The organism is Paenibacillus monticola (genome assembly GCF_009664975.1).
Classification (GTDB): Bacteria; Bacillota; Bacilli; order Paenibacillales; family Paenibacillaceae; genus Paenibacillus_AQ; species Paenibacillus_AQ monticola.
Genome location: NZ_WJXB01000004.1, coordinates 252,099 through 268,702 on the forward strand (window position 1 = coordinate 252,099; position 16,604 = coordinate 268,702).

Genomic DNA, 16,604 nt, shown 5'->3' on the forward strand with positions numbered 1-16,604 from the left:
GAAAGTAATGAAGGTGATCCGTATGACAGACAACCCTTTGAAACCGTCCCTGCGACCGGGCTTCGCGCTCGCTAGCCTTCCGCTGTCACCTGCCTTAATATCAGCCTTTGGGGTACTGCTCATTACGGTCATTGCCCTCTTTACTGCTCCCTATGTGGGCATGGCGGACAACGGTGACTACTTCCGTAATATTTATAGCAACGGGCTATATTTCAACCTGCCGGATTATGACAGTAAATACTTTGGTTATTTTGTGAAGCAGTATGGAATCTATCAATATTTCAACGAGAATGGCGCAACACTGGATTCCTCGCAATCCTTGTTTATCAAGTTGGCTATAGGGCTCAATAAGCTGTTGTTCAGCAGCAAGGTATTTGATATCCGTTTTCAGGCGGCTATTTATACGATTCTTTATGTGGTAGCTGTGTATATGTTAATAGAGGCTATTACGTGGAAGATGTCCAAGAAGCAGGGTTTGGTCATTGCAGTTATTGCTATTTTTATATTTGGAGATACGGGCTATACGGCATATTTCAATTCTTTTTACAGTGAGAGTGTCGTCATGATTATGATGATCTTCGTATTCGCTTCGTGGCTGTCCATTTATCGCAAAAGATATAATGACTATGCTATGCTGGCTGTGCTCGTTATCAGCAGTCTCATTCTTACTACCTCCAAACAGCAGAACGCTCCCGTGGGTATGGTTATTGCTATGCTTGCAGTACCGCTCATCTGGATTCGCCGAGACCGTATATTCCGCTACCTAGTGATGGGTTCAATTGCGCTGTTGATGTTCACCGGAATCGCGACATATCTGAACATTTCCAAGGAATTTGTGAACATTAACCAGTATCATGCCATGACCCGTGGAGTTCTGAAAGAGTCTACTAATCCGGAAACCACCCTGAAATCCTTTGGGATCAATGATCAATACTCTATTCTCAAGGGCAATATCTATTACGAACAGTATGGGACCGTGGATGTGAACTCTCCGATTCTGGAAAAGGATTTCTACAGCCGCTACGGATTCGGTTCGATTCTCAAATATTATGTTGCTAATCCAGGTCAGCTGGGTGCTATTCTCAATATAGCAGCTGACAGTGCGTTCACGATCAAGCCAGTGGCTATGGGGAACTATGAGGAATCTGCGGGAAAGGTTTTCCGGGCACAAAGTCATTTTTTCTCCATCTACAGTCTGCTCAAAAAAACGCTTGTACCCAAGACATTCGGCTTTATCCTCATCTGGATGGTGCTTATCATCGGTCTATATATTCCTTCTTTCATAGTCGCGGTCAAATCGCGGAATATCAGAAGGATGCAACGAATGGCGCTGATTCTGACAACAATCGCTGTGGGACTGTCCGGTATTTTTGTTTCGATTATTGGAGCAGGTGATGCCGATATCGCTAAGCATGAATTCTTATTTACCCTATCGTTTGATTTGGTTACATTCCTGACCTTTTCCAGTGTAATAGCCCGCAGATTAGCGGGAAGCCGTCAGATATCAAGCAATACTACTAGCGAGTATCCGGCAGAGGCTCAAAAGGGTGTGAGCATTTGAATAAAAGAGTTCAAAGTATCCTGCTCCTGCTGATTGTTGCTGTCCTGCTGCTTCCAGCATCACTTGTACATTCTGCCGCAGCTCCACAGCAGCAGGTCCTGCTGCTGTTCGACAGTCTGGCAATAGGAACAGCCAGAGAAGGCAACGTTAACGAGCTCCAGCGACAGCTGGCGTCCTTGAATGCCAAGGTTACACTGGTAAGTCTGGACCAATACGAGCGTGGGGCCATGGCGCCTTACTCCAATGTGATTACAGTAATTAATGCGCCTGATTTGGCTATTGCAAACAAGTCCTATCTCGGTGATCTGGAGCGCTATAAAGGACAATATTTACATATCGGTTACAGTCCTCCTGCCAGTCTAAAGAAGGCTTTACAGTTAACTACGGGGGTAATGTACGGTGCAAGTGCCGATCTGCAAATAGGGGAGTTCCAAGAGACAGGCTTACAAGTGCAAGATATGCCCTATATTGCTGCAAGTAAGGCCGTACAGGCATACGGAACGGTATCGTTTCGGGACAGAAGTCTCCAGGTACCTTATGCCGTGAGCAGCGGAAAGTATACCTATGTGCCTTATTTGGTACAAGGGAATGCCAGTATCTTGGCCATAGCCAACGTGCTGAAGGACTGGCTTCATCCAAACGTTTCTCCTCAAACGTATTTAGTTCTCAAAGAAATTTATCCGTTCTCTGATCTGGAACTGCTGGAAAAAACCGCGGATGAGTTATATCAGGACGGTATTCCTTTTATCGCCAGCGTGCGGCCGGTGTTCAGTAATACTGATTTTCCGGCAATGCAGCGTTACTTGGAAGCACTGAAGATTGTCCAATCTAGAAACGGCAGCATCCTGGTTAACGCACCGGTAATCATGCCGTCAATCAACAGTAGTGACCATACGCTGCAGGAGAAAATGAATGGGTTTATAAATCTGTTGATCAATAACAGGATAGCCCCACTCGGCATCGGTGCGGATTCCTACTGGTCCTATGATAAAGAGTATGCTAATGCAGGAATGGGTTTTTTTGACTCAGCGGTGTTGTTTCAAGATGATAAACAGGTACTTTATATGGAGCAGACGAATACATCCAAGACATTCGCCTCATCCCTGTACAGTCTGCCGCTGGATTTCTTGCAGAGCGTGCAGCATAAGGCTAGTAAGGCTATGCCGGCTTTCCCGCTGAATACAGCAATTACCGTCGATTTTCCGCAGGATGAAGCTGAACTTGAGAACATGCTGCACAGTCTGGAGCAGTACTGGATTCCTTTTGCCGACTATAAACAGGGAGCACATCGGGTAGTCACGGATACAAGTACCATTTCTTCGTTGCAAGGGGTTATTTCGATCAATGGCCAGGAACTGAACATAGACTACACGCCGGAAACTGTGAATGATGACTTTCAATATACACAAGAGCAAAAGAAAAGTTTTACCAAGCTGTTCAATGTGCAGAACCAATTCTTCATAGTAGTTATTATTATCTCTTTGCTGCTCTTTGGCGGATTGCTGATTATCGGAAACCGGATGTATAGAAAGAAATATATGAAGTGAGAAAAAGAATAGTGACTAGGAGAAAATGATGAATATACCAGACGTGCTAATGGTAATAGCTGTGATCTGTATCTGGTCCCTGCTGCTGGTGAATGTGACCCTCATTATAGCGGGATACCTGTATTACATTAAATCCGAGAATGAGGAAATGCCAGAGATTAAGGGGGAGGTGCCGTTTGTTACGATCATGGTTCCCGCCCATAACGAAGGTGTGGTCATTAGCAAGACGGTAGAATCTCTGCTGGCCCTCGATTATCCGCATGACCGTTATGAGATTATTGTGATTAATGATAATTCCTCCGATAACAGCGCTCTTCTTCTGGGGAATATTCAGAGTCGGTACCCGAACCGCAATCTGATTGTCATTAGCACAGATGCGATCACAGGCGGCAAAGGAAAGTCGAATGCGCTCAATATAGGATTTGCCCGCAGTAGTGGTGAACTCATTGCCATTTATGATGCGGACAACACCCCGGAGAAAATGGCGCTACGTTATCTGGTGGCTGAGATTATGAACGATTCCAGCCTCGGAGCGGTGATCGGCAAGTTTCGAACCCGCAACCGTGATGCGAGCCTATTGACCCGGTTTATTAATATCGAAACCCTGTCTTTTCAATGGATGGCTCAAGCAGGACGCTGGAAGCTATTCAAGTTATGCACGATTCCCGGAACCAATTTCATTATGCGCAGATCTATTGTCGAGAGCATCGGGGGCTGGGACGTGAAGGCCATTGCAGAGGATACGGAAATCAGCTTTCGCATCTATATGATGGGCTACCGGATCAAATTCCAACCGAAATCCGTGACCTGGGAGCAAGAACCCCAGACCTTAAAGGTCTGGTTCAAGCAGCGAACGCGCTGGGCCAAGGGAAATATTTATGTCATTGTCAAAAATATCCCTCTGCTCTTCGACAAGTCTGCTTCGCGCATCCGTTTCGACATTCTTTATTATCTATCGATCTATTTCCTGCTGCTGCTGTCGCTGATTACCTCTGATACGCTGCTCATTCTGCATGCGCTCGGGTATGTGCACACCACAATAGCCGGACTTAGTGGATTTCTCTGGTTGCTCGCCATCATTCTGTTCGTCGTAGGAACCTTCATTACGCTGACTACCGAGAAAGGCGAAATGAGCTTGTCTAATCTATGGATCATCTTATTAATGTATGTCTCCTACTGCCAGTTATGGATGCTCGTCGCCGCTTACGGATTATACAACTACATCAAAGATCTTATTTTTAAAAGAGAAGCAAAATGGTACAAGACCGAGCGTTATTAAAGTGCCAGCGGGAAAGAAAATGTAATTACAGGAGACACAGAACATGAAAAAACAATTAGCTATGCTAGTACTCTGCCTCTCTCTTTTCTTTATTCAAATCGATGGCGCTGCAGCCGCAGTTCTGCAGAAAGACAGCAACCTGACGTATGAGACATTATTTACTGGAACAGATGTCTCCTTGTCAGGCTCAAGCTCCCAGCAGCAATATTTTAAAGTCATGAATTATTGGAATGTGGATGAACTAAGAATTAATCTGCATTTTCAAATCTCGCAAATTACCGAGGATCAGAACTCAAGTGTGACCCTCTCGCTTAATGGTAGCCCGTTCTATACGTTCAGACCCTCCGTGCAGAACAATGGGGAACAGCAACTCACCATCACAGCACCCAAGGGATTTCTGAAAGAGGGCAGCAATACGCTCACCATTCAGGGTTATCTGCGTACAGCAAGAGTGGATAATCAAATCTGCTCTGTGGATAATTCACCTGATAATTGGCTGCATCTTTTTAATACATCCAGTATCGCTGTTCGCTATACTCCGAAAGCATTAAGCGGAGGCATCAGTGATTTCAGTGAGCGCTTCTCCGGGATCGATACCTTAACAGACAATCACAGCCTGCTCGCTGTACCGGATAAGAGCACTGCCGTCGAATTGGAATCGGCAACCTATGCCCTTTCGGGGCTGGCGAGCACGAATACCTTGAGCGACAGGACAATCCCGCTGCTTCCTTACCGCGGGGATACCGTGAAGACAAAAGAGGCTGTTGTGCTGATCGCTATGTATGATCATGTGCCAGCCTCGCTAAAGGCTCAACTCAGCACCACTGAAGATTTAGGAACTCATGCGCTGATTCAACTGGTGAATAAGGATACTCAGCCGACGCTGGTGGTGACCTCGAAGGATGAAAGTTTACTGATTAAAGCTGGGCGTTTGCTCGGTAATAGGGATTTAATGGGGCAGATCAGCAGTGAACTGTTGGTCATAGATGATGCTACAGAGGTTGCGACTCCAGCTTTTTCCCTCAGCTCTGATATCACCTTCACAGAGACGGGCGATAAACTGACTGGACCGAATCATCAAGAGCAGACCTATTTCGTCTCGCTGCCGTCCAACCGGTCTATTGCTGATTCCGGCAAAATCAGTCTGGATTTCCGCTACGCCGAGAATCTTGATTTCGATCGTTCCCTGGTTACAGTGAGCATCAATGGTACTCCGATCGGCAGCAAGAAGCTGACGCAGGAGTTGGCGAATGAGGATACTCTGAATTTCTCCATTCCGCAGAATCTAAATATCTCCGGTAACTTCTCAGTGAATGTTGCCTTTGATTTGGAGCTGCCAAGTGCTATATGTACACCAAATACACAGCAAATGCCTTGGGCCTATATCAGCAAGGACTCTGGGCTGCATTTGAATACAAAGGACCGGACGGATCTGCTGTTTAATAACTATCCTTACCCTTTCCTGCGTGATGAAGTCTATAACCACGTGGCCGTCGTTCTACCAGATGAGATGGATGATTACTCTTACCAAAGCTTGTCCAATGTGTTCAATCTGCTGGGCCAATATGCCAGTGGGAATACAGGGGATGTTCACTTTTACACCGACAGTGTTTCTGCAGATAACTTAAAGAACAATAATATAATTGCTATTGGTACCTATAAGAATAATAAAGTCATTCGGGATAATAACGATAAGCTCTATTTTCAATATAACAGCGAGGGGACCACGTTCCACTCTAATGAGAAGATGAGTATTGAAGAGCAATATGGTGCGCAGATGGGTACTTTGCAACTGATTGATTCGCCCTATGAGGGTGGGCATGGTCTGCTTGCTGTAACAGGTGTCAGCTCAGAAGAGTACTATTTGGCTTCTAAACTGATCGCCAGCGAGAGTAGTAAGTGGAAGGTATACGGGGACGGTGTAGTTACGGATAAGGATGGCAACATCAGTGCCTATCGTTTCAAAACTGCCAGTGGCGCAGCCAAGGACTCGGTGGTACAGAGAATTATTGACCGCAGTGATATGCTTGCCTTTGTTGTAGCCATTGTTTTGGTGCTTACTATGGTCATTCTATCGCTCATTCTGCTGCTTCGTAAACATATGAAGAAACGTGGTGATAAAGGGTGAGACGCAACCGCAGCAACTTAATATCGGATGTCGCCTTTCTGTTATTTCTGGTGTTGATTTATATATGTATTGTCTTCATAGCCGGAGCGCCGGACAGTTATATCCAGAATATCATCATTTTGAATGTCGCCTTCTTGCTTGCTATAGTTACGTATTTCACAACAGTAACTGCCGGGCTGGTTCTTAATCTCGTGTTTATCTTCAGCTATGGGTTCTTCATTCTGTATCAGACCGTTTCACAGGGCGCGACGATTGGCGTGAATACGTATTTCTGGCTGCTGATGACTCCATTGCTTACGGTTGTTGTCTGGATATTTACCTTAAGCGGTCGTCAGCTGCAGACAGAGAATGAACGGTTGGTGAAAAAGACAGCCAATCTGGCCACAGTTGACGAGAATACGGATCTGCGGAATAGCTTCTCTTTTCAGAAGGACGCCGTCCTGTTTACAGGCATTTCGACCAGATATAAGATTCCGTTAACGCTGCTAGTCGTCAAAGTGAAATATTGGAATGAGATTCGGCGCCTGATTCCGGAAGAGCAACTGGCGGAAGCCATCTACGATGTCTCCCAGATCAACCAATCCAGTATTCGTACCAATGACGCTCTATATTTACTGGACAAAGAGGATGCCACATGGGGCTTGCTGCTATTTACGGACAACGATGGGGCTAAAATCGTCATAGAGCGTCTTAAATACAAGCTTCAGGAGTTAAACGACACCGAGTTCTCCCGTAAATACAAAGTTAGCCTCGGCCTAAAGATTGGAGCGGTGGAATATCAGGCGGATACCATCGAGAATCCATTCGATTTCATTGTTCAGGCTAAAAAACAGCTGGAGTATGATGTATAGGCAAATAATCTTGATGAGGAGGAAGATTTTATGGATCTGGGCCTTATGAACAAGTCGGTTTTTGTAGCTGCGGCCAGCAAGGGACTGGGACTCGCAACAGCGCTGGAGTTCGCCCGTGAAGGGGCTAGAGTGACGATTGCCAGTCGGAGCCTGGAACAGCTGGAAGCTGCCCAGCAGGCCATTGTGGAGGCTACCGGACAACGGGTTGGCATTGTGCAGATGGATGTGACTAACCCGGAAGATACCAAGCGTGCCATACATGCAGCAGTTGAGCATAACGGCGGTCTGAATGTCTTGGTCACCAATGCAGGGGGCCCTCCCGGAGGAGGCTTCGCCGATATGGAGGATGAGGATTGGAACGGTGGTTTTGAGCTTACGCTGATGAGTACCATCCGCCTGATTCGGGAGGCGCTGCCATATCTTCGCTCCGCGGGCGAGGGACGCATTGTCAATGTGAGCTCAGTCTCCATCAAACAGCCTATTCAGGGGCTTATTCTCTCTAATGTGTTCCGTGCTGGTGTCCATGCATTGACGAAAAGTCTGGCAACAGAGCTTGCTCCGGATGGAATTCTGATCAATACAATTGCTCCCGGCCGCATCGGCACCGATCGAATTTTGCAATTGGACCGCAAGCGTGCCGATCTGCATGAGATTCCCTTGGAGCAGGTTCAGCGAGAGGCGATGAAGCAAATTCCGCTCGGTAGAACAGGCACGCCGCAGGAGTTCGGCAAGGCTGCCGTATTCCTGGGATCTTTCGCCAATACGTATATCACAGGACAATCGCTGCTGGTTGACGGGGGAATGGTCAAGTCACTATAATTTGAACAGTATTTGATCTTGACTTTGACAAGTGATTTAACTTATGATGAAGTGGTGGCCTAAATCGTGAGATTTGCTTAATTTTCTACGTATAATAGGTTATACTTATAGATAAACCTAGAGATCCTTTGGTTAAGTTACCATAAAGAATCATTAATTTGTTAAGAAGGAGGACTATCAGAATGAGAGAAGGCATACATCCTAAATACAACCAGGTTATTTTTCTGGATGCAAGCGTAGGTTTCAAATTCCTGAGCGCATCTACTAAATCATCCGGTGAAACAATGGAATGGGAAGATGGCAACACGTATCCAGTGATCCGTGTGGACGCAAGTTCCGCATCACACCCTTTCTACACAGGTAAACAAAGAGATTCCGAAACAGGCGGTCGCGTAGACAAGTTCAAACAACGTCTGGCACAGAAGAAATAGGTTTTAATCATTATGTTAGAAAGGGACAACCCCGTATGAAGTATTCGCTTCATACGGGGTGTCCCTTTTTTTTATTCATAATTACCAAGAATGATTCATTTGTAGGAAATAGTAGGATATAATGAGTCAAAGTCATCTGATAATAGGGGAAATTTGACATGCCGTGGATGCAAGGTTATCCGTATTATTTATTATTGGGCAGTGTTCTAACTCTCTATATGGGCGTCAGCTCGCACAAATACCGGAAGACACCAGGAAGACGCTATTTATGGTTTTTAATGCTGCTGATCAGCTGTATATTTGCCGTTACAGCGGCAGAGATCATGTCCTTATCTTTTCATACCAAGCTATGGTGGAAGAACGTACAGCAGGTTCCGCTTTTTTTGAGCACGTTATTTACCTATGCCGTCATCAAGGACTATGTTTCCCGTTCCAATGAGGGATTGTCGAGAAGGCTTATTTACTTTTCCATTCCCGTCGTTCTGGATGTTATCCTAATCTTTACAGACTCGTTTCACCACCTCATGCGCAGTGAAGTAAGTGTGGGAACCGTTGCTGGGGTTAGCGGGATTGTTGTTCAGCCGACGCTCTTGAGTATGGGTTTCATCGCATATGATCAGCTGTTCGGTCTATACGCTGCTTATCTGCTGCTGGTTTCCCTGTTAAATGCCCCAAAGTATTATTTCAGACGAAATTCACTGCTGATGATCGGGCTGATGATTCCGGTGGTTTGTTCTTTTTTGCTGCCGATTCTGAAAATCACAATTACAGGCTTTACAGCATTCACCTATCTTCCAGCTGTTCTGGCTACTTATTTTTCATTATTTCGTGACGCTCGTCTGTCTATTTATCCTTTGGCTAAGAGTGAAATATTGGAGAATATGAAAGATGGTATCATTCTCACGGATCGTTATGACATCATTATTGATGTGAATGAAGCTGGACATGTGATGCTGAGTGATCTTATTGGAGAAATGCCAGAAACGTGGCAAGGGAGGAGCATCCAGCCCTTACTGGAGCTTCACCTCGAAATTGGTTATAATTACACCCAACGATCTGAGGGTCAGTTTGAAATTGAGTCTCCCCGCTCAGCGGACATCTGCTACGGTGTATCTCTGATTGCGACGGATCAGACCAAAACGGAGACAACAGGGATGCTGATCGTCTTCAGTGATCATAGTGAGAAGAAACGTTATGAACGTGAGCTTCTGCATCAAGCGACAGTAGATGATTTAACCGGGCTGTACAACCGCAGGCATTTTATGCGAATGGTGCAAAGCCACGGAATTCAGGACGGGGCGGGAATGGCCCTGCTGCTGTTCGACATAGACGATTTTAAGTTGATTAATGATACATATGGACATTTGGCTGGCGATCAGGCGCTAGTTAATTTTTCCCAAAAAATACTTAAGGTTTATAAGAATAATGGTATTGCCGGAAGAGTCGGTGGTGAGGAATTCGCAGTCTGCTTTTTTGCCAGTAATGAACGCGCTGCGCTTGAGGAAGCAGAGAACTTTCGGGCGATGATGAGTGACCATGTATGTATTCTGGATGAGGGTCAGAGTATTCAGCTTACGGTGAGCATTGGGATTGCCTTCACAGAGCATAGTAATGTAACCTACGAGGATTTGTACCGGCAAGCTGACGAAGCATTATATTTATCCAAGGCTACTGGGAAGAATAGAGTTACACTAGGCGGCCAACCTATTCCTAGAGAGGCGATCAAGGGTTAACTATACAGGACCACAGTGCTACATTTTGTAGCAGCTGTGGTCTTTTTAATAGATTCCTTGCTCATTTGTAGTATTATGAAAATAAAAACAATACTTGACATTAGGAGGCGCTATGGAGCCATTCAAGGATCGGCTAAGGTCTATGAAAATGCAGCAAGACGGGCTGGTTAAGGAATATCAGACTTTGATTGCCGAATATGAGAGCCATGACTTGGTGAACGAAAATGACGTTTTGAGGAAACAATACGAGGAACATAAGTTGGCTTTGGCGGATCTAAGACTAGAGGTAGGGAAGCTTCGGCAGGAGAACTCAGAGTTAAGGACCACTCTAACGGAACAGATTCTGGATGAGAAGCTTAATATACTGAGAATATCCCGCCAAAAGCTGCAGACCTATTTTTCAGTATATGGCCTTGCCTATACAGACCGGTTGACGGCCTTTGAGCAGGAGGCGAAACATCGTATTCAACGTCTGCATACTACGCTCACTCGTCAGTTGAGTGATGATAAGGAGGAGATTGCTGGACGCCTTGGAGCGATCACTGCTGAAGTAAATGAGGTAATCCGGCTGCGTCGTCAGCAGCAAAAGGAAGCAGAGAATGGTCTGTTGTCCGGAATGGACAGCCGCTTGAATGAATTTGCCGCAGAGGAAGTCACTGAGGAGATCATGCAGCGTAGAAGAAAGCAGAACCAGATCGAGATGAAGATTGGCCTGGGCTGGATTAACCGGCTGGGTATTCTGCTTCTGATCCTGGCCGTGGGCGCGGCATTCCGATATAGCTACTCCACTTGGTTCAATGGGTATATGAAGGGGAGTGCCTTTTTCCTGCTGGGAGCACTTATGCTGGGTGGTGGAGAGTGGCTATTCAGTAAGGGGAGAGGGACCTTTGCTTTAGGCTTGCTCGGCGGAGGGATTTCAGTGCTGTACGGTTCAATCTTCTACAGCTACTTTTTGCTGGATATCATCAGTATTTATGTCGGCTTGTCTTTATCTATACTCGTTACCTTTACGGCAGTGCTGCTATCGCTAAGGTATGAGTCGCGGACGATCTGTTCACTCGGTCTTGTTGGTGGTTACTTGCCGTTATATTCTTATCTATTCGCCTTTGGACTTACAGGCAGTGCTGTTTATGTAGCCATGGGTTACTTATTTGTGTTGAATATCTTTATTCTGCTGATTTCCTTCCGCAAACGTTGGAGCATTGTCAATTACATTAGCTTTCTGTTCAATACACCTTCGATGCTGGTGCTGATACTCCTGTCGGATAGTCACGCGGTTAACATGCTGTATGCCATTCTGACCTTTGCGATGTATCTCGGAATAACACTCTGGTATCCGTTTAAATACCGCTCAAAGCTATCCTGGTGGGATTTCTCACTACTAAGCTGTAACACGTTAGTCAGCTGTCTTACCTTGTATAGTTTATTTCTTTCTGCAGGGTTGGAGGATTACAAAGGAGCGCTTGCACTGCTCTTTTGTCTAATGTATCTGGGATTGGGACGGTTGCTTGAGAAGCGTATGCCGCAGGAGAAGCAGAGTATGCTATTGTTCTATGCGACCTCGTTGACCTTTGCAGTCCTGATGATTCCATTCCAGCTTGGGTCAGCATGGTGGTCCATAGGCTGGCTGGTGGAGGCAGTTGTTCTTGTTGTTTATGGAAATCTCGGACGATTCAAAGGAGTGGAACGGGCCGGTTGGGGGATCTTGCTGCTTTGTCTGGGGGTATTCTTTGGAATGAATGTACCGCTGCAGGCAGCAGGTGGCAATAGCTTCCTGTACTACAGTGATTCGTACTTTCCCCTGAAATATAGCTTCATTACAGCAGGGATGCTCATCGTAGCCGTATTATATGCAGTTCAGCACAGTCGGAAAGATTGCTTGCTCTATAGTGGGCCGCTAGAGATTCAGTTGGCAGTTTGGTTCAAATATGCGGCATTGTTAAATTTTTGGACCTTTATTTTATATGAATCAGGACGGCTGTATGACTGGCTCGTACCGCAGGATTTCTCTCATACCGTCTTCTATAATTGGCTTCTGTCTGCATTGGTATCTATTATTCTGGCTTATGTTCTGCCCAAGGTGAAGGTACTGTTTGACAGGGTTGTCAGTTACTTTACGATGTTTCTGTATGGAATCAGTTACATTATTTGTCTTGTAATTACCGTCGAGCTGCCAAGTCTGCAGAGCGACTTCTCCCAGAATAACGGGGCAGATTATCTCGCACTGGGGATACTGATTGTCTTTAATATCTTCGTATGGTTTAGCGGCAGAGACCTGCTGATCACCGTCATCAACCGTCACTACAAGAGCATTGAGCTGTATCCAGTTATTATGGGTGTCTATCTGCTGGGAATCATTACGGCTTTCCTAGGTGTTCAGCTGCAACTGAATGATGCGGGCTTAATCTTCAGTCTCGCCTATCTGCTGATGGCAGTGCTATTTATTATGTACGGCTTCGCCAAACGGTATGTATATATTCGACGGTTCGGCCTGGGTCTGACTCTGCTGGCCACAGGAAAGCTGCTGCTCTATGATTTAAGTCTGTTGAATACAGGTAGCAAAATCATTGCGTATGCCAGCTTTGGATTGTGCCTATTAGGTATTTCCTACTTGTATCAAAGGGTATCTAACAGAATGGAGGAGGCCAATGCAGCGGGGCAGAATGATACTTCAAGCTAGTCTGGCGGGGTTGCTCTGTCTGGTCTCTTTAAACTTTCCTGGACAAGATATTGCTGTCGCCGCTACGGTGGATCGTAATTCTCAATGGGGGTTCACGAAACCCATTGAGATTGCGGGAAAAGCACCCTATCACGCGCTATATTTGGATGAAGAGGTCTATAGGCAGGCGTCCAATGATTTAAGGGACCTGCGTATTGTGGATGGAAACGGGGGATTTGTCCCCTTTTATAAGGACAGTGGTATCACGGCTGCAGAAGAGCAGAGCCTTACTTATTCCTCAGTGCTGGTCCATACCGCTAAGAAGGGGGTGAATACTTCCTTCGATTACAAAATAACCCCGATTCGTGAGGACGCTGACATTCAGGGGAATAAGCTGGTATTCACGCTTCCAGATGAAGCATTCCTGAAGCATGTGCAGGTATTGGGAAGCTATGATGGCAACGTATGGGAGCCTCTAACTAAGGGAGATTTATATTCTACTGACGGTGGTGTGGAGCAGAACAGTATCGAATTGGGCACGGCTTATAAATTCAGTTATTACCGCTTAGTAGTAGCGAATAACAGTGAGAATCTTAACTTCAGCACATTGCTGCTGCTTCATAATAGTACAGAGCTGAAGACAACAGACTATAGGCGGCTGCGAACCCCTGCCTATGAGATTAAAAAGATGGGGGATCAGACGCAGATCCTTGTTCATAACAGCGACCACTTGAAGGTATCCAAGATTATGCTGAAAAGCACAGGCAATTTTATCCGTAAGTATGAGCTGCTTGATGGAAGTGAGCGGAATATCGAAACGCAAGGAGATGGAATGCTGTATCGGCTGGATTTCCAGGATGCTCAGGATGCCCAGATTGCGGCCACAGATATTGTGCCCTTTACAACGGTTACTGCTCCTTCCTTTACGATTGTAATTTATAATCATGATGATGCCCCTCTTTCTATTTCCGGCTTATCTATGGAATATTTGATCGACAAGCTAGTGTTTGCAGAAGAGGGGGTGGGACCTTACCGGTTGCTCTATGGCAACCCAGGGGCTTCTACACCACAGTATGACATTGTTAATTTCAAAGCCCATATTGAAGTTGAGGGAGTGGCGCTTGCCAAGCTCGGAGCAGAAAGTGTTGTGCCTAAGACTAGCGTGGATTCCTCTTCACAGGTAGGCTGGTTTCAGAGTAGGATTTGGTTTAACGGTGTAATTATCGCAGTCTCTTTATTGCTCATTATTATGCTGATACGGAAGATGAATCGAACTTAGGAAAAGAGGACGTTTGGATGTACCAGACCTATATTTTTGATCTGTACGGCACACTTATTGATATTCAGACGGATGAGGACCGCCCTGAAGTATGGGAACGCTTGGCCCTTCATTTCAGTTATCAGGGGCTGCGCGTCTCCGGAGTAGAACTTATGGCGCTTTTTCTACAGGAAAGAGATAGTCAGCTCGCTGAAGCTGCGAAGAAATGCCAGTTCCCTGATTTCGTAATGGAGAAGGTCTTCTTGTCTGTGGCGCGGCAACTGGGTGGAGAACCAGTACTACCTTGGCTGCATGAAACTGTAAGGTGGTTACGAACATTATCTATGCAATACATCTCTCTGTATGACGGAGTTTTTGAGATTCTAAGAGCCTTACGAGCACGAGGTAAAAAAGTATTCCTGCTCTCCAATGGTCAGAAGACGTTTATCGAAGCAGAGTTAACGATGTTGGGTATTTTACATTTATTCGATGGCATTGCAATCTCTTCAGTGGCTGGCATAAGCAAGCCTGATCCGCTCTTCTATCAATATCTAGCCAGTACCTATGGGGCCGATCTAAGCTCGGCGCTTATGATCGGCAATGATCCACGCACGGATATTGAAGGTGCTAGAGCGATTGGGATTGATTCTTGTTACATTCAGACAGCTTCCTCGCCCTCCAACATCCCGGTGAACAGTACCGTGCAAATATGGGACGGTGATTTGCGGAAGATTCCGGGTTGGAACCAATAGCTGATAGACACGAGTCCCCTTATCCGGCTAAACAAGAAGCTGGATAAGGGGACTCTCTTTAATCTCAGACGCTGAGCGTCAGAACGGATTTAAGAACTTAAATAACACCTTCGGCCAGCATGGCCTCGGCTACTTTTATGAATCCGGCAATGTTAGCACCGACAAGAAGATTACCAGGTTGTCCGTAAGCCTCAGCAGCATCGACGGTTTGACGGTAAATATTACGTATGATTTCATGCAATTTCCCATCGACCTCTTCGAAGCTCCATGATTGCCTCATGCTGTTCTGGGCCATTTCCAATGCGGATACAGCTACGCCTCCGGCATTAGCAGCTTTAGCTGGGGCGAACAGGACTGCTGCCTGTTGGAACAGAGCAATAGCCCCCAGAGTGGATGGCATATTGGCTCCCTCGCCAACAGCTTTTACACCATTGGTGATCAAGAGCTTAGCCATTTCCTCATTAATTTCATTCTGAGTAGCACACGGAAGCGCAATATCACATGGAATCGTCCAGATCTGTGGGGAACCCGCAGTATATACCGCACCAGGATGTTCGAGTACATATTCACTAATCCGCTTTCGTTCCACTTCCTTAATCCGCCGGACCGTCTCAATATGAATTCCATCCTCATCATGGAGATAGCCGTCAGAATCGCTGCAAGCCACTACTTTCGCTCCCAACTGTTCCGCCTTCTGCATGGCATAGATGGCCACATTACCGGAGCCAGATACGATCACACGACTGCCTTTGATCTCCATTCCCTTGGTCTTCAGCATTTCGTTAACAAAATAAACAGCCCCATAACCGGTAGCTTCTGTCCGTGCCTCACTACCCCCGTATACAATGCCCTTTCCGGTTAGCACACCAGCCGGGTAACCTCCGTGGATTCGCTTGTATTGTCCGAACAAGTATCCGATCTCACGGGCGCCTACGCCAATATCACCTGCAGGCACATCTTGGTCCGACCCGATGTAGCGCTGCAATTCGGTCATGAAGCTTTGGGCAAATCGCATGATCTCCCCATCCGATTTACCCTTTGGATCAAAATCTGAACCCCCCTTGCCCCCACCGATGTGTTGGCCGGTCAGCGCGTTCTTGAATATTTGTTCGAAGCCGAGGAATTTAATAATACTGGCATTAACGGATGGATGAAAGCGGAGTCCACCTTTGTAAGGTCCGAGCGCGCTGCTGAATTGTACACGATAACCTCGGTTAACCCTTATTTTGCCGACATCATCCGTCCAAGGAACGCGAAAGGAAATCATCCGTTCCGGTTCGACCAGCCGTTCTAGAATGGAATGCTTCTGATATTTCGGTTCTGCGACAAGGATAGGGAGCAAGGTTTCCAGAAATTCTTTCACAGCTTGGTGGAACTCGGTCTCCTGTGGATTGCGTGCAACAACGCCTAAGTATGTATTTTCAATGTAACGCTGGGCCTCAGAACTCATGAACGCAACCACCTTTAATTAGAATGTAGGTTAGATAAAATCAATTCCTGCAGGTAAATAACGTTAAGTTAACGTTTGCAAAGTACTCAACTATATTGTGAAATTGAAGACAAACCCTGTTCTGCCGTATAATGAA

The 16,604-nt window shown here is 46.1% G+C and carries 12 protein-coding genes; 11 read left to right on the plus strand and 1 reads right to left on the minus strand.

Annotated elements, in window-relative coordinates; translation table 11 throughout:
- The first annotated feature begins 22 nt into the window (after positions 1–22).
- The 11 genes from wsfD (at position 23) to GJB61_RS13885 (ending at position 15,018) form a co-directional block, all read left to right on the plus strand.
- Positions 23–1,561, plus strand: a complete 1,539-nt coding sequence (gene wsfD / locus GJB61_RS13835) for a glycan biosynthesis hexose transferase WsfD (RefSeq protein WP_195724334.1) — start codon at positions 23–25, stop codon at positions 1,559–1,561.
- Complete coding sequence (locus GJB61_RS13840) at positions 1,558–3,108, plus strand: hypothetical protein (protein ID WP_154119090.1); 1,551 nt, start codon at positions 1,558–1,560, stop codon at positions 3,106–3,108. Before wsfD ends, GJB61_RS13840 begins: the two co-directional genes overlap by 4 nt.
- A gap of 28 nt (positions 3,109–3,136) precedes the next feature.
- Positions 3,137–4,387, plus strand: a complete 1,251-nt coding sequence (locus GJB61_RS13845; protein WP_154119435.1) for a glycosyltransferase family 2 protein — start codon at positions 3,137–3,139, stop codon at positions 4,385–4,387.
- A gap of 43 nt (positions 4,388–4,430) precedes the next feature.
- Positions 4,431–6,515 (plus strand): cellulose biosynthesis cyclic di-GMP-binding regulatory protein BcsB, encoded by a 2,085-nt coding sequence (locus tag GJB61_RS13850; RefSeq protein WP_154119091.1) that lies wholly within the window; start codon positions 4,431–4,433, stop codon positions 6,513–6,515.
- Positions 6,512–7,366 carry a diguanylate cyclase domain-containing protein gene (locus GJB61_RS13855; protein WP_338115811.1) on the plus strand — a complete coding sequence of 285 codons (855 nt, stop codon included), beginning with the start codon at positions 6,512–6,514 and terminating at the stop codon, positions 7,364–7,366. Before GJB61_RS13850 ends, GJB61_RS13855 begins: the two co-directional genes overlap by 4 nt.
- Positions 7,367–7,396: 30 nt before the next feature.
- Positions 7,397–8,185: an SDR family oxidoreductase gene (locus GJB61_RS13860; protein WP_154119092.1), complete on the plus strand. Its 789-nt coding sequence runs from the start codon at positions 7,397–7,399 to the stop codon at positions 8,183–8,185.
- A 182-nt stretch (positions 8,186–8,367) separates the two neighbouring features.
- Entirely contained in the window at positions 8,368–8,616 is a 249-nt protein-coding gene (locus tag GJB61_RS13865) for a type B 50S ribosomal protein L31 (RefSeq protein WP_154119093.1), read from the plus strand.
- A gap of 158 nt (positions 8,617–8,774) precedes the next feature.
- A complete protein-coding gene (locus GJB61_RS13870) occupies positions 8,775–10,349 on the plus strand; it encodes a sensor domain-containing diguanylate cyclase (RefSeq protein WP_154119094.1) in 1,575 nt (524 codons plus the stop codon).
- A gap of 112 nt (positions 10,350–10,461) precedes the next feature.
- On the plus strand, positions 10,462–13,029 hold the full coding sequence (locus GJB61_RS13875) for a DUF2339 domain-containing protein (RefSeq protein ID WP_154119095.1): 2,568 nt from the start codon (positions 10,462–10,464) through the stop codon (positions 13,027–13,029).
- Positions 12,998–14,287: a DUF3999 family protein gene (locus GJB61_RS13880; RefSeq protein WP_154119096.1), complete on the plus strand. Its 1,290-nt coding sequence runs from the start codon at positions 12,998–13,000 to the stop codon at positions 14,285–14,287. Before GJB61_RS13875 ends, GJB61_RS13880 begins: the two co-directional genes overlap by 32 nt.
- Positions 14,288–14,304: 17 nt before the next feature.
- Positions 14,305–15,018, plus strand: a complete 714-nt coding sequence (locus GJB61_RS13885) for an HAD family hydrolase (RefSeq protein ID WP_154119097.1) — start codon at positions 14,305–14,307, stop codon at positions 15,016–15,018.
- Positions 15,019–15,115: 97 nt separating this feature from the next.
- Here the strand turns inward: GJB61_RS13885 and gdhA are convergent, their stop codons facing one another.
- Entirely contained in the window at positions 15,116–16,468 is a 1,353-nt protein-coding gene (gene gdhA, locus GJB61_RS13890; RefSeq protein WP_154119098.1) for an NADP-specific glutamate dehydrogenase, read from the minus strand.
- Between the last annotated feature and the right edge of the window lie 136 nt (positions 16,469–16,604).